The organism is Gluconobacter kondonii, from assembly GCF_002723995.1.
GTDB classification, from domain to species: Bacteria; Pseudomonadota; Alphaproteobacteria; order Acetobacterales; family Acetobacteraceae; genus Gluconobacter; species Gluconobacter kondonii.
Genome location: NZ_BEWP01000009.1, coordinates 1 through 13,899 on the forward strand (window position 1 = coordinate 1; position 13,899 = coordinate 13,899).

General features: G+C 59.9%; 12 protein-coding genes. 3 read left to right on the forward strand and 9 right to left on the reverse strand.

Translation table 11 applies throughout. The features are described from left to right. Positions 1-3,032 (forward strand): error-prone DNA polymerase (locus GKO01_RS10710; protein ID WP_099287105.1); only part of this gene is annotated, 3,032 nt, incomplete at its 5' end. 498 nt (positions 3,033-3,530) lie between these two features. On the opposite strand, the gene GKO01_RS10715 is transcribed toward GKO01_RS10710, so the two are convergent. From GKO01_RS10715 to GKO01_RS10745, 6 genes are all read right to left on the reverse strand, one after another. After that, the gene (locus GKO01_RS10715) at positions 3,531-4,013 is read right to left on the reverse strand and encodes a hypothetical protein (RefSeq protein WP_244901420.1); all 483 of its coding nucleotides are present in this window, start codon (positions 4,011-4,013) and stop codon (positions 3,531-3,533) included. Positions 4,014-4,042: 29 nt separating this feature from the next. Then, positions 4,043-4,888 carry a hypothetical protein gene (locus GKO01_RS10720; protein WP_244901421.1) on the reverse strand — a complete coding sequence of 282 codons (846 nt, stop codon included), beginning with the start codon at positions 4,886-4,888 and terminating at the stop codon, positions 4,043-4,045. 237 nt (positions 4,889-5,125) lie between these two features. Next, positions 5,126-6,487, reverse strand: a complete 1,362-nt coding sequence (locus GKO01_RS16295; protein WP_244901422.1) for an O-antigen ligase family protein — start codon at positions 6,485-6,487, stop codon at positions 5,126-5,128. 1 nt (position 6,488) lies between these two features. Beyond that, positions 6,489-7,853: a replication initiation protein RepC gene (repC, locus tag GKO01_RS10735; protein WP_062454576.1), complete on the reverse strand. Its 1,365-nt coding sequence runs from the start codon at positions 7,851-7,853 to the stop codon at positions 6,489-6,491. Between the two features lie 379 nt (positions 7,854-8,232). Beyond that, entirely contained in the window at positions 8,233-8,910 is a 678-nt protein-coding gene (locus GKO01_RS10740) for a transglycosylase SLT domain-containing protein (protein ID WP_244901423.1), read from the reverse strand. 35 nt (positions 8,911-8,945) lie between these two features. Beyond that, on the reverse strand, positions 8,946-9,419 hold the full coding sequence (locus GKO01_RS10745) for a hypothetical protein (RefSeq protein ID WP_099287106.1): 474 nt from the start codon (positions 9,417-9,419) through the stop codon (positions 8,946-8,948). Between the two features lie 135 nt (positions 9,420-9,554). Between GKO01_RS10745 and GKO01_RS10750 the strand changes: the two genes are divergently transcribed. Together GKO01_RS10750 and GKO01_RS10755 are read left to right on the forward strand one after the other, a co-directional pair. Then, positions 9,555-10,490, forward strand: coding sequence for a thioredoxin domain-containing protein (locus GKO01_RS10750; protein ID WP_099287107.1), 936 nt, complete (start codon positions 9,555-9,557; stop codon positions 10,488-10,490). Then, complete coding sequence (locus GKO01_RS10755; RefSeq protein WP_062454582.1) at positions 10,487-10,939, forward strand: hypothetical protein; 453 nt, start codon at positions 10,487-10,489, stop codon at positions 10,937-10,939. The genes GKO01_RS10750 and GKO01_RS10755 overlap by 4 nt, the downstream gene beginning before the upstream one ends. 19 nt (positions 10,940-10,958) lie before the next feature. On the opposite strand, the gene GKO01_RS10760 is transcribed toward GKO01_RS10755, so the two are convergent. Genes GKO01_RS10760 through GKO01_RS10770 form a run of 3 tightly spaced genes read right to left on the reverse strand, consistent with a single transcriptional unit; the run spans position 10,959 to position 13,855 of the window. Then, entirely contained in the window at positions 10,959-11,267 is a 309-nt protein-coding gene (locus tag GKO01_RS10760; protein WP_062454584.1) for a hypothetical protein, read from the reverse strand. Further along, complete coding sequence (locus GKO01_RS10765; RefSeq protein WP_062454586.1) at positions 11,264-11,587, reverse strand: hypothetical protein; 324 nt, start codon at positions 11,585-11,587, stop codon at positions 11,264-11,266. The genes GKO01_RS10760 and GKO01_RS10765 overlap by 4 nt, the downstream gene beginning before the upstream one ends. 12 nt (positions 11,588-11,599) lie before the next feature. Further along, complete coding sequence (locus tag GKO01_RS10770) at positions 11,600-13,855, reverse strand: DotA/TraY family protein (protein WP_244901424.1); 2,256 nt, start codon at positions 13,853-13,855, stop codon at positions 11,600-11,602. Between the last annotated feature and the right edge of the window lie 44 nt (positions 13,856-13,899).

Genomic DNA, 13,899 nt, shown 5'->3' on the forward strand with positions numbered 1-13,899 from the left:
CCATCGGTCTGACCGACTGGAACACTGTAGCCGGGGTGATCCGCGCCCATCTGGCGGCGCGCGAGGCCGGTCTGCGCCTCCTGCCCGGATGCCGCCTCGCTTTGCGCGATGGCAGCGCGCTCCTGGCCTATCCCCGCAATCGCGCGGGTTGGGCGGGTCTGTGCCAGCTCCTGACGCTTGGTCATCACCGAGGCGAGCGGGACGTGTTTCTTCTGGGCTGGGAGGATCTCGTAGCAGCGGCACCAGACCTCCTCCTGATCCTGTTACCGCCCGAGGATCTGGCTGCGCTTCCCGGGCACGTTCAGAGCCTGCTGGATCTGCCCGGACACAGGGAAGACGAAGAAGAGATCCGGTTTCTCGCGCTGACGCTGCTCCGGCAGCCGGGAGATCTGGCGCGGCTTCACGCACTCGCGGCGTTCAGTGCGGCACAAGGTCTGGCCTGCGTGACGACAGGAGATGTTCTCTACCACGATGCGCGCCGGCACGTTCTTCAGGACGTGGTCACGGCGATCCGGGAAGGCTGCACTGTCGATGCTCTCGGCAACCGCCGGCACGTTCATGCCGATCGCTATCTGAAAGCCCCGGAAGAGCAGGCCCGCCTCTTCGCCGCCTTTCCGGACGCTCTGGCCAACACGCGGCGGATTGCCGAGGCCTGCGCCTTCAGTCTCGATGATCTCACCTATCAGTATCCGACCGAAACCGAGCGCACAGGCGAAAGCGCGCAGGAGACCCTGACACGTCTGGTCCAGACCGCACTGCCGCGTCGCTACCCGGCCGGGGCGCCGCCTGAGGTCGAGACGCAGATCGCCCACGAACTGAGGCTGATCGGCTCTCTCGCCTACGCGCCGTATTTCCTGACAGTGAACACCATTGTCCGTCATGCCCGCTCGCTTGGGATAGTCTGTCAGGGGCGGGGATCGGCCGCGAACTCGGCCGTCTGCTACGTCCTGGGAATCACCAGTATTGACCCGGTCCGCTCGGGTCTTCTGTTCGAGCGCTTCATCTCGGCCGAACGGCAGGAACCGCCCGACATCGACGTGGATTTCGAAAGCGACCGCCGAGAGGAAGTGATCCAGTGGATCTATCGTCACTATGGTCGCCATCGCGCGGCCCTGTGTGCGACCGTGCAGCGTTATCAGCCCAAAGGCGCGTTGCGCGAGGTCGGCAAGGTGCTCGGGCTGCCAGAGGATCTGACCGGCCAGCTTTCCAAACATATTGCCTCATCCCTGCCGGATCCGGACCTGTGCAAGACGCGCGCTGCCGACCTTGGCCTGAACCTGAAAGACAGACGCCTCAGCCTGACGTTTCATCTCGCCCGTCAGCTTCTCGGCTTCCCGCGCCAGCTTGGAACGCATCCGGGCGGATTTGTGCTGACCGAGGATCGGCTGGACGAACTTGTTCCCCTGCTGCCGACCGCCATGGACGGACGTCAGATTATTGTCTGGGACAAAGACGATATTGACGTGCTGCGCTTCATGAAGGTGGACGTTCTGGGTCTGGGAATGCTCGGCTGTCTGCGTCGCGGGTTCGAGCTGCTGCACACCGTGTATCAGACCCGCATGGACTTGGCTTCGATCCCGGCCGAGGATCCGCAGACCTATCGCATGATCCAGAAAGCCGACACGCTCGGGACATTCCAGATTGAAAGCCGGGCGCAGATGTCGATGCTGCCGCGCATGAAGCCCAGGACTTTCTATGATCTGGTGATACAGGTCGCGATTGTCCGGCCCGGGCCAATCCAGGGAGATATGGTTCATCCCTATCTCCGCAGGAGAGAGAAACTGGAGCCTGTCACCTATCCGTCCGAGACCCTACGCGGGATCCTTGGCAAAACACTGGGCGTGCCGCTCTTTCAGGAACAGGCCATGCAGGTCGCGATCCACTGCGCGGGCTTCACGCCAGGCGAGGCGGATCAGCTCCGTCGCGCCATGGCCACGTTCAAGATGACAGGGGGCGTGTCGCCGTTTCGGGACAAGCTGGTGAACGGGATGCTGGCCAACGGCTACGAGCAGGACTTTGCCGAACAGACGTTCAGCCAGCTCGAAGGCTTTGGAAGCTATGGCTTCCCCGAAAGCCACGCCGCCTCGTTCGCCTTGATCGCCTATGCGTCGGCCTGGATGAAATGCCATTATCCGGATGTGTTCTGTGCTGCCTTGCTAAACAGCCAGCCTATGGGGTTTTATGCGCCTTCGCAGATTGTTCAGGACGCGCAACGCCATGGCGTCGAGGTCCGTCCTATCTGTATCAATGCCTCACGATGGGATTGCATCCTGGAGCGCGGCCGGAATGGACGGTACGCGGCTGTTCGACTGGGGTTCAGGATGGTGCGCGGGTTGGCGAACGGCCATGGTGCCGCCCTGATCGCGTCTCGGATGCCGGATTACGAGAGTGTTGACGATGTGTGGCGCCGTGCCGATGTGCCGGTCTCGGCCCTGGAATGTCTGGCAGAAGCAGACGCCTTCCGGGTGTTTGGACAGATGCGCCGTGCTGCGCTCTGGTCAATCAAGGGGCTCGCGGACACGGCCCTGCCGTTGTTCGAAGCGGCGGATCGCGGGCGGAACTTTCCGCTGCCGGAGGTGATCGAGCCGGAGATTGTCCTGCCGCAGATGTCAGAACGGGCGTCGGTGCATGAGGACTATCGGGCGACAGGACTCAGTCTGAACGGTCATCCCGTCGCGTTTCTAAGGGAGGGACTGCGAAAAGAAGGGATCGTTCGTTGCGGGGATCTGCCGTATCTGCGGGATGGGCGTCGGATCCAGCTTACAGGTCTTGTCCTGATGCGGCAGCGGCCAGGAACAGCGAACGGCACCACGTTCGTGACCATCGAGGACGAAACCGGCACAGCCAATCTGATTGTCTGGAAGGACGTGCAGGAGAAATACCGCCGTCCTCTTCTCGCGTCCCGTCTTCTGGCCTGTAAAGGGCGGCTTCAGAAGGAAGGCGATGTGATCCATGTCGTTGTGCTCAGCCTGGAAGACCGAACGCCGTTGCTTCTGGGATCTGAACTGCTCAAAGCACGCGATTTTCGATAGGAAGGGTAATCGGTGCGGCCGATTTTATTTCAGAAATAAATAGATGCCTGTTGATGTTGATCCTGTGGCGTTGTGGGCAGAGCGGCGCCCTGTGGTCAGCCTGCAGGGCTGTCCATCAGGACGCGAGCGACCGTGAAACGGCTGTCCATAAATCCATAGGCTTTACTTTCACATCGAAACTCAACCAGATTGTTCTCCGACATCGAACTGGTCGTCCGTTTGTCAGTGATCCTTTTCACGCTTGAGCTTTTGAATGTTCGGCCAGCACCAAACGAAGCCAAGCCAAATGGCGACTAGCGCTAAACAACCACACCAGAAATAACCAAGGCCGCCGTCAAGCAGGTTAAACCATCTGTGTATCCAATCGTTAGGGATCAGCTCTACATTCATAATTTGGTCCTTTCCGTCGAATGGTTGCCAGTCATGGCCGTCATCCTTGAATGATTAGATTATTAGCCCGGGTTCCCCCAGTTATAATCCCTCATTCTGTTCCGCGTATCATTCGTGCCGATCTTGCGATGCTTTAAGCGTTACGACTGATACGCGAGCGTTCGCGTAGGGTGTGGCGGACGGATCTGGATGCGTGATGATGTCTGAACCGGCAGCGGTAGCAAGTAATGTGCCAAAATATGGATCATTTTCTTCTGCGATCGAGAGCACCTCGTTCGCGCTGACGGGCGCGCCAAACTCTTTCCCGAGCTTGCTCAGGATATAATTGTCCAGCACCGCATGAATCATGAATGGCTGGTTCCGAAGAGACAGCAGAGCTAACAGATTCTCTGGCATATCGTCGTCAGGCTCAGCATCCATGACGGCATCCACGTTATCAAGAAGAACGTGGAGCACCACACCATATACAGTGATCTCCAACGCACGCTGCGCCTCTGTCTCCGTATTATTCACGGCTGCATTCCCTGTTCGCTGCACGACATCAGTTAGACTTTGTGTTGGGAAACATTCCTTTCCCAACATACTTTTCATCACCGTAGCTCAGCCGGGTCTGAAAATACCTACTTCGCTTTGCCGGACAACGCCGCCTTATTGGCGGCCACAGCCTTCTGCGAACTGATCGAGTTTAGATCGTCTGCCGTTGCGCCCGCCTGAACCTTGGCCTTGCCTGTCTGAACCTGCTGCAAGCCGGTTGTTGCTTCCTGCGCCATATTATCCAGGCTGATCGCACCGGCTGCTTCCGCCGCCTTCGGCGCAACGGCCTTTTCGTAGATGATTGGTGCACCATCGGCCGTCGTTGTCGGCGCGCCCGGAGCGGGCGCAGTAGTTTCCACAGGCGCAGGTGCAACAGCCACCGGTGCGGCACTCACAGGCTGACCGGGCTGTGCTGTCACCTCTGCCTGTAGAGACGGTGCGGCCGGTGCCGCGATAACCGGCGTGCTGTAAGCCGTGCGATTAATGATCAGATGATCGGGTCCGGTGGAATCCGTGGGATCTTTGTCATAGATGTCGACAAGCTTGTCGTTACTGCCAAAGCAGAACAGAACCGTATGGAGCTGCGGACGGGTTCCAGCCTTCACCGGTGCCCAGATCACCTGAGCCAGACCAAGTGTTGCAACGCTGGTGACAACTTCACCCGCCTTCATCGCCGCGCGGCCGCCTGCGGTCAGGCCGGTGGTGTAAATCTTGTAGATATCGCAGGAGCGACCGTTCTTCTGGATCGTGCCCTCCGCCTTACCGACCGTGCTGACAACGCCGAAACGGTCCGTGTTCTGGTTGAACTGACTGAGCAATACGGGCTCAGGCGCGGGCATACCGCTACTGCAAGCCACCAGAAGCAGGAGGGCAGAGCTGGAGAAAAGTGTTTTTGAAATGGCTTTCAGTGTCATGACGGACCTGTCGATCACGGTCCCTGCCTGACCGACAGGGACACAGTATGTTGCGTTATGAAACGTAATAACCGATTGCTCTTATACGTCAATAAGCGATTTCGGTTATTATCAAATTGACACTGACGCCTGCTCCCGTGTAGCGAGGGTCCATGGGAAGACCACCACTCGATATCAAACTCACATCCGTGCGCCTGAATTCCTCCGCGCGAGAGAGGATTGTTCGTCTTGTCGGACAAGGCGGTATGGCGGAGTTTATCCGTGAGGCGGTTGAGAAAGAGTTAAAGCGCCGCGAGCAGTCTCTCCGTCGTCAGGGCGATCCGCCTTCAGATCCCTGACGGCTTCCGCCAGCCCTGCCCCCAGAAGCAGAAAAGCAATCCCGCCAAGCGACATGTTCAGGAAAGCGCTCTGCGACGACAGAGGCCACTCATGCAGGACAGCGGCCCCGAAGAGACCGACGCGCCAGCCAATGTGCGCTGCACAAAGAGCGACCTGCCTCCTGGCGGTTCGTCCCAGAGCAAGCCACCAGCTTCCGATCATCACAACAAACAGAGCGGCTCCCGGAAATCCGCTGTTTGTGGCGGCTTCGAGCACATGATTATGAGTGTGCTGAACACACACAGACACCCCGCCTCCGTCCGGTTGCAGATGGCTCGGACCGGGCCTGAGAAACTCTTCAGATCGGCAATAATGCCGGAACGCATCATCCCCCAGTCCCATAGCCGGGTGTGCTTCGATCATCACGGCCGCCCGGTTGTAGATCTGCCCATACGGGGAACTGGCGAAGTGGGCGAGCTGCGTCTGGGTCTTTGTCACCAGATGCCCGAAAGCCTCGGGGGACGCGAACGCCAGCATTCCAATGAGAGCCGGACTGACGACCAGAAGTGCGAGCGAAGGACGTCGAAGTGACGGGAGCACCAGGGCACAGACGCCGGTGCCGAGAAGAAATGTCGCCAGAGACATCCGCTGGCCAGCCAGAACAAGCAAACCGAGAACCGGCAGCAGGGTCGCCCCCGTCACGAGTGCTTTCTGCCAGGACCGTTTCACCCGTTCCCCCAACAGCGCCCCAACAAACAGAGCGGCCGGAAGACCCAGCAGTGCAAAAGGCGCAGACACACGCGGCTTGTCATAGGGGCCAGTGAGTGTCCCATCACCGAAACGCGGATTTCCAAACAGGTTATGACCCGTCACCGCCTGAAGCAGCATCTGCCCACCCAGATACAGCACGCAGGCCACGATCAGACGGCGACACCGCGTCCGGGTCCAAGATTTCTGCAACGTCCAAAACGCCAGAGCGAACGCCGCCAGCGGAAACCGGATGGCCAGCAGCGCCTGAGTGAGGCTGGCCGTCGCCTCGGCCGGAACTGGCAGCTGCCGTGGCAGGGAGCAGAGAAGCAGCCACCCCCACCAGACAAGGGCCGGCCAGACGAAGCCCTGCCGACACCAGGACCAATCACGGGTCAGGGCGCTCCGAAGCAGAAATCCGACCGCCAGTCCATCCAGACACCCCTCGGCGATACCACGCCAATGCACCAGAAACAGCGGCAGAAGCAGGGTGGCCAGTGCGCCGAGACGATCAAGAATTCGCAGAAGAGTAGGCTTTGCAACAAACCCCATGTCAGATCCACGCCGGCCGGGTTTTGGAGCTTTGCACACCTACGGTCGCGAGCGAGCCACCGGCCTCGGCGAGCATCCCCACTTCCCGGGTGCGATGATCCCGCAATGCATACAGGCTGCGATCAAGGAACAGGGTGTTTCGTGCCCCGCGTTCGATTAGGGACCGGAAATAGGCGTCCCGGAACCGGATGACCGCGCCCCGCTCCAGTCGGGACGCCATGACGATCACGGCGACAGCCGCCTGCAATCTTCCGAGGACGACGCAAGCCTGCGACCAGGCATGACAGGACACACCCACCTGCCCCGACAGATACTCGGCCGCATCGATCAGCTGCTCGGCACTCGGCCGACCCGAAGAACAGAGATCCCGCAGACTGCTGCAGATCTCGAGATAGAACGTCGCTGTCCCCTTGAATCCGCGCAGCGCCGTCCGGTCATACACGCACGAACGGTCGGACCTGGAGCTTTGCCCTTCACGCCGCATTTCTTCAATGCGAATGCCGCTATCGGCGGCTACGTGGTCTACTTTTTTAGAAGATTGAATGTTTTTAGTATCTGTATAGTGGGCCCCATTTTGAGTACCCATGGGCCTCATTTCTACTGGATACGGCGTTGGAAAATCTAGGTTTTCCACAGGCTCTTCATTTCGGTCAGTTTCAGGCTTGGCACATGGTTCGGCGAGAGCCGTAGAAAGGGCCAGCATCTCTCCATACAATTGCTCCAGTGGCCCGACCTGGTCCGTTCTGAGACGCGAACGCATGATCCCTGCCGCCTGCTCCATGATCTGCTGAAAGCCACAATCTTCAGACTGTGCTCGGACCAGATCATTCACGCGCGCAATGCTTTCACGCAAAAACGCGACGCGCTTGCGCAATCGCCGTTGCTCCGTGCTCAATTCCAGAAGGTCAGGCCATCGGTAACGCAGGGAAGCCAGATTAAAGCCAACCTGTGTCTGGCCCTCTTCTGCCTGCCACCGTCGACCACGCTGTCCGTTACGGCCATCCTGCGGCACCAGAAACCGCGCTTCTGCGAGCTCCCGGATGTGCCTCTGCAATGTGCTCCGCGACAGACCTGTCCAGGACATGAGCGTCGTGTTGTGCGCGTAGATGAAGGGCGTCTCAAGCGTCGTCCAGGCGTCCGGAGAGGTCTTCTCCACCATGATGATCAGCGTCGAGGCTGCTCCCCGGCTGACGGGCAGCGCACCCCGCAGGGATTTCAGCATGTTTAGCATATCCCGCTTTCCGGGTTCGGCCGGGACGGGGGTGGTTAGTTCGTCGCGTGCGGCCAGCATGGCCTCACTGATCCGGCGTCGGCCGCGCCGCGTGCACGGGGCCTGCGCCCTCTGCGTCTGTGCAGAATGCTTCATTGGTCGGTCCGGTCTGTTTAAAGTGAAAGGACCACCTCACGGCCGGACACCAGACAAAACGCTCCCGTTCGCAATTTAGTGCTTGCGTTTCGAAAAGAGCTGACGCTAGATGAATTTACCAATTCATCACCTAGCAACTGTTTTGCCGGAGCCCTGGCTCTTCCGATTTGGCGATCGGATGAGGCGGGGTTTTTGGTATGTGGGCGCTACGTCATCGGGGGTCCTCTGGATCGACTCGCTGGCGCCGCCCACAGGGACGTCTCCAGACATCCGGGCATCGTGCCTCCGTTCGGGCGCTGTAACAACCTCGAAAGCGCGCTGACAGCGAAAAAACTGTGTAAAAACGGGCGTTTAGTGTGTCCATTTTGGCGCGCTCTTTTCAACTTGTGACGGCCTCCGAAGCCCCGCTGCCCATGCGGCTGGCCACCGTCTGCTGGTACTGACCCACCGTCCAGCCGCTCATATTGTTGGCCGCGAGCGTTTTGGCGGAGACATACTGGCTGAGCGGCGTACTCGCATTTGATTCGGTTGCAATGGCCGCGCCGGCCTTGGTGCCGAACATGTAGGCGCCATACACCTGCGTCCCGGTGGCGGGTGCGCCTATCGAGCGACTCACGGCGGACGCGTAATCGCTGATGATGGCGCTCGCCACCTTGGCCTGAGCAACGGGATCGGAGCGGTCCGCGGCACTCAGACCGAGTTCTGAGGCATACTGGTTCCAGGTGCCGTCCGTGACCTGCCAGACCCCCTGAGCACTTGAAGACGTATTCCCGACGTTCTGGAAATGGCTTTCAATCTGCCCGAACGCCGCCAGCGTGTCCGGATTGATCCCTGCCGCCTGCGCCGCAGCCACCGCGTCAGCCCCATAGGTCTGGGCCATCAGCGTCCCATAGGCATCCGCCGTGCCCCAGGCGCCCTGATACGAGGATGTGGCGGTGGTCCCGCCAGTTGTCGTCGCGCTCGATGGCCGCGTAAAGACGGGCGATCCGGGCTCCGGGTTGGTCGGCACGATCTGCTCAGGCACTGCCCCGAACGCAGCCGTGGCAGGAGTGCTCATGCTGAGGGTCAGCAGCGTCAGAACCGGGAAGGCTCTCACTTTGCAGGATGCGTAAACAGGACCATCCCGGCCGCGTTCTCACCAGAGACAACACACGCCCGGGACGCTCCGTCCACGAGCGGGCGATAGGCCACAACGTCGGCCTCCGGGATCCACGCAAATGTCGTCCCCGATCGCAGAACCTGCCGCCAGCCCTGAAAGACAGTGTCCGTGACAGCGATCTGCGGAGCAGCGCTTCCGACACGGGCAGCACCACGACGCGGCTCCGCAAAAAGCGGCTCGAAGTCATGAGCGGGACTACGGCAGGTCACGGGAACCGGCGTGGCATGCAGCGTCTGCGGGGCCTGCGTGACTGTCGGGGGTGGACCCCAGTTGCGAGAACCGAGTTCCAACTGGCGCTCCTGCGACAGCCTGTCCAGCTGCTCCGGCGTCAGGTGCTGCGCTGGGGCCTGCGAGACCAGAGGAGCAGCCAGCGAAACACAGACGGTAAGCCAGAAGCGAAAGCGCATGGTGCAGAATCCTTGTGAAAGTACCTCTCCATAGTCTCTCCGATACGAATGTGAGTGCGAACATGACCCCAATTGACGCCCCTGGATCGCACTCACATGGGCGCCCGTCATGATGTCCGCAGGAGGATCAAACCCATGCGCTCTTTCATTCCGATGCTGATACTCGGGGTCCCGGCTGTTGCCCTGGGGGCCTCGACCTGCCCTGCCGCCGCGCCAGTTCATGCACCCGGTGGCGCCCCCCCTTCGCAGCCCGCGCCTGTTATACCGGAGATGGGACCCACGCTTCCGGCTGCTGATATCGCCGCCTCACCTGCCTTGACCCGCCTTGCGAGCCAGGGCGCACAGCTCTATCGGCTGAAATCGGAACACGGCCTTGAGGCCATCTTCGCCCGCAGCGGCACGCAGTTCCGTGTCTTTTACCTGACGCCCGATCATCTGGCCGAAATCGGAGGGGTCATGTGGGACGCGACCGGTCATAACGTCACGCGCGATCAGGTCTCATCAATCCCGGGTGCGATCCCGACCGTGCAATGGAACCCCTCTGCCTCCGGTCAGGGCTCAAGGCCGGGCACTGCATCGACAGCAACTGCCCCCCTGATGACAGATCCTGTTGAGCGTGTGAAAGCCGTTGCCTTCGGGCTTGAAGGACAGGACACGGCGCCCCGCGTCTATATGTTTATCGATCCGCTCTGCCCGTTCTCGACCCGAGCCTATGCAGCTCTGAAACCTGCGGTTGCCTCCGGTCGATTACAACTTGCGATCGTTCCGGTCTCGATCAACGATCATGAGAACAGCGGCGCCAGTACGCCGGCTGCGCAGCAGATGCTCTCTGCAAAGCAGCATGACATGGCGGCACTCTGGAACCAGATCGATGACCTTGGCCATGCTGTTCCAGGCCACACAACATCCGACACGGCGGGCGCCAGCCTGATGCTAAATCTCTCTGCCGCTCATGCGATCGGTCTGAGAGGAACGCCAACCTTCGTGTGGAAGGATCGCACCGGCACCCCGCATGTTGAGGCAGGACTGCCAGACGATCTCGATGCGTTTCTCGCGAGCCTTCACGCGTGAGCGGTCGTCCGACAGTAAAACAGCGGACCGGACGCGCCGCGTTATGGCTCGTCTTTCCGTTTGTCTTTGCACTCAGGCCGGGTCTGCGCACAGCGCAGCAAGGTCTTCGGATCCTTCAGGACGTTCCCGTGATCCACCCCGTGGACCAGACGGCGTTCGAGGACCAGCCTGTCCGGTCGCTGCAAATGGTGGCCATTCAGAAGCGAACCCGGACCCTGGGGCGCCTGTATGGAACGCTCTGCCTGCTGGCGAGCCTTTGGTGGGTGGTGCTCATCATGTGGAGCGGTGGGGCCGCTTTCAGCGCGTCCTGTGTGGAAGCGCTCGCATGCGCGGTTGTTCTGGGAAGCCAGTTTATTACTCAGGGCTTCTCAAACTGGCAGGCCCGGACAGGGCGCGCTGGAAAACTCTCGGAATATCTTTCGGACGGGCGGCTGCTTTGGCCCCGGTGAGGCCATTCCGTGGGACGTCTCAGAACGTCCCGGACTGAGCGGCTTTGCGGTCAATCGACCAGGCAGCTTTTTCGTAATCGGGTCGATCGCCCTGATCGACCGGGTCGTTGGGTTTGACAATGGTTCCTGCCCGTGTGGCCAGTGCAGGACGCCAGATGACAGGCGCAGACCCGTAAGGCGCGTACGGATCGTAAAGCGCCTGCTTCACCTTGGGGGGTGGTGGCACATTGTAAGACGAGAGCGAACGAATGTTGCCGTGAGCGCAGGCTGACAGGTTGATCAGTAAAGACAGGCCCGCAACACCTTGTCTCAACGTAATGACCGTCAAGACCTGTTACCCTTTGCCTTTAGCTCGGCTTTGAGTGACGCAACCTGTGCTTCCGCCTTCTCGGCACGACCTCGCCAGAGCTCTCGGGTGTCTTCGCCCCACGCCCGCCACTCATCCCGATTTTTCTCCATCACATCAAGGCCACGATTGGCCACCCTGAGTTCTTCGGCAAGCGCATCGTATCTTCTAACAAGGTCGTTATGAAGATCTACGACCTGATTATAGGCGGCCAGAGGAACAGACTTACCGGCAGCTTGTGCCATTCTTTCGGTAGCCTGCGTGATGCGGCAGAGCTGACCGAATTCCAGAATGTCAGCCATTATCCGTTCTCCTTAATCCTCGGCGCGGCCAGAGATCTGCATGAGAGCTCTGGTAGTAGAGTCTACTGGCTCAGCCGTGCCCTTGTCGACGGTATTCTGGGCATTGCCGATCGCACTCACATCCGACACGGTCTGTTGGGCAATATTTGCCACTTTATCGGTAGGAGCGGCGATACCCCGGCCGGTTGACTTGTCATTGAAGTCGTCACTGTCCACACGACCAATACTTGTCATGCCCGCCATCGCAGGAATGTGGTGGGGCAGGGTCGAAATCAGCCTGAAGCACATAACGGCGATGCTCATCTCCATTGTGACGAACATGCAGAGCAGGACGATCAGACCGATAAAATTATCCAGAAGCCAGCCGCGCTCGAAAACAAAGCCCGTTGCGATTGAAAAAGCCTTCATGACCAGCCAGGAGATTGAGGCAAAAATCGTGTAACTGAGCACGAGACCCGCAATCATCATCACCGGCCGAAAGACGATCGTGAATAACACTTCATATCCGCGGTTCCCGCGGCCATGGAGGCCCTCTCCCTGAAACACCAGATGGGCCAGCATCCACAGCGGAACGCCCACCACGGCTTCAACCACAACAATGTACCAGCCCGCGACACCTGCCATCCAATAGGCGAACGGGGTCATCGGGAGGACGTAAGCAAGCGTAATACCGGGCGCAAGGAGGAAGAAAGCGGCCGCAAAGACAGGCGTCAGGATTGCCTTGATCAGACCGCTTAGTGCGAAGCTGCCCGCGGAGGCGATGGCAGCCGGGACATCCCCTGTGGCAAGATTGGCCGCTGTTGCGAGCCCCGCTCCTGTCTTGCTGCTGAGAACCGCCGCACCACCAATTATCGCCAGCGCCGTATGTATCAGAAGATGGCCAAGCCCGATCATTGCCCCCAGCGGGTCGGTCCAGTCGCTCCCGGATGTAGGCGACAGGAGATGATTGACGATCAGCGTCATCACCCCGTTCGTGATGCCGAGCGCCTGAAGTACACGGTCCAGAGCGGATTGCCCGGAGCTGGGCAAAGCCGCACTACTGAAGAGCCTTGTCGCCCCGTTCGGCGCACTGGGACTATCTGACGTGGAGAGCTTCTGCTCCTCGGCAGCCTGATACTGTTCGATTGCCGTGATTGGACCCGCAAGATCTTTGGAAAGAAAGGACCCCAATCCCTGCCAGCTTGGCTGTGTGACCGAGGGGACAATGGAGGACATGGACAGCACTTCTGCATTAAGGCGGGAGATCTCAAGGTAGTAAGCTCCCAGGCCGCTCCATCCGAGGTTTTTCATAGCCACGTATCCGGCATCATTAGAGCCGTTGCCATCCGAAGAATACTGCGCGCGGATCTTGCTGATCATGGCAGTGGCCGCTTCACTCAGCGCACTCGAATAGGACGTATTTTGCGCAGTCAGTACGCCATCCATAGAGCGCAGGGCAGTGACATCCCGGGTCTGCCATATCGTATCTGCGAGAGAGGACATGGGCGTGCGCACCGCGCTGATCAGGTTCTGCAGCGCCTGGACCTGCTTAGTTGCGACATCCGACAAATCGAGATTTGAACCGAGCATCTGCTGTTCGAGCTGCTGTGGGATCATGACCGAGATACTGCCGCACGTTACCGCAGCCGTCGCTTCGCCGATCGCAAGGCTGTAATCGACGGTCACGGGCGAGCCGTTCCCGGGATTGGAAATCTTGGGTTCGGGCATGAGGTCAGGATTGTTTGAGGCCTTATTGACCAGAGCGCGGCACAGTTCGCTTTCCATCACCGCCATAACGACCGGTCGGGTCCCCGGGATAATCGGCTCGGCAAGGGGCAAAGCATCCGGGCCGATGGATTTGGCCACAACATCCGTCAGGTTGCGAGCCATCCCGATTGCCGTTTTCGCACCCTGCACGACGAGCGCCTGGCCGACCGAGAAGCCTCCATTTGCAGGGATTGGCACCATCAGCCCGAGTGCCACAACAACCCGCAGCGGTACCCACCCGGAGAAACTTGCAGAGAAAATCTTCCCGCTTTCAGCTGTCTTATGAACCTGCAGGATGGAAGCATAGCTGATCCAGAACGCTGCAATCAGCATCGCATAAGCCGAAATATACTGCAGCATTGTGCCTGTGGCTGTCTCTGTACCCCCGGACATCGGAAAGAGACTGTCGAGCACGCGGGCGGACCAGTCATCGCCCGCACTCAGGTTGCTCCAGCTCACGCTGTCTGCCGTGGTTCCGGCATAGGCGGATCCCATAGTTACCCCGAGGGCAACGACTGTCATGGTGACCGCTCGGAAGGGCCGTGACGCTCTAAGGAGCCGCATGA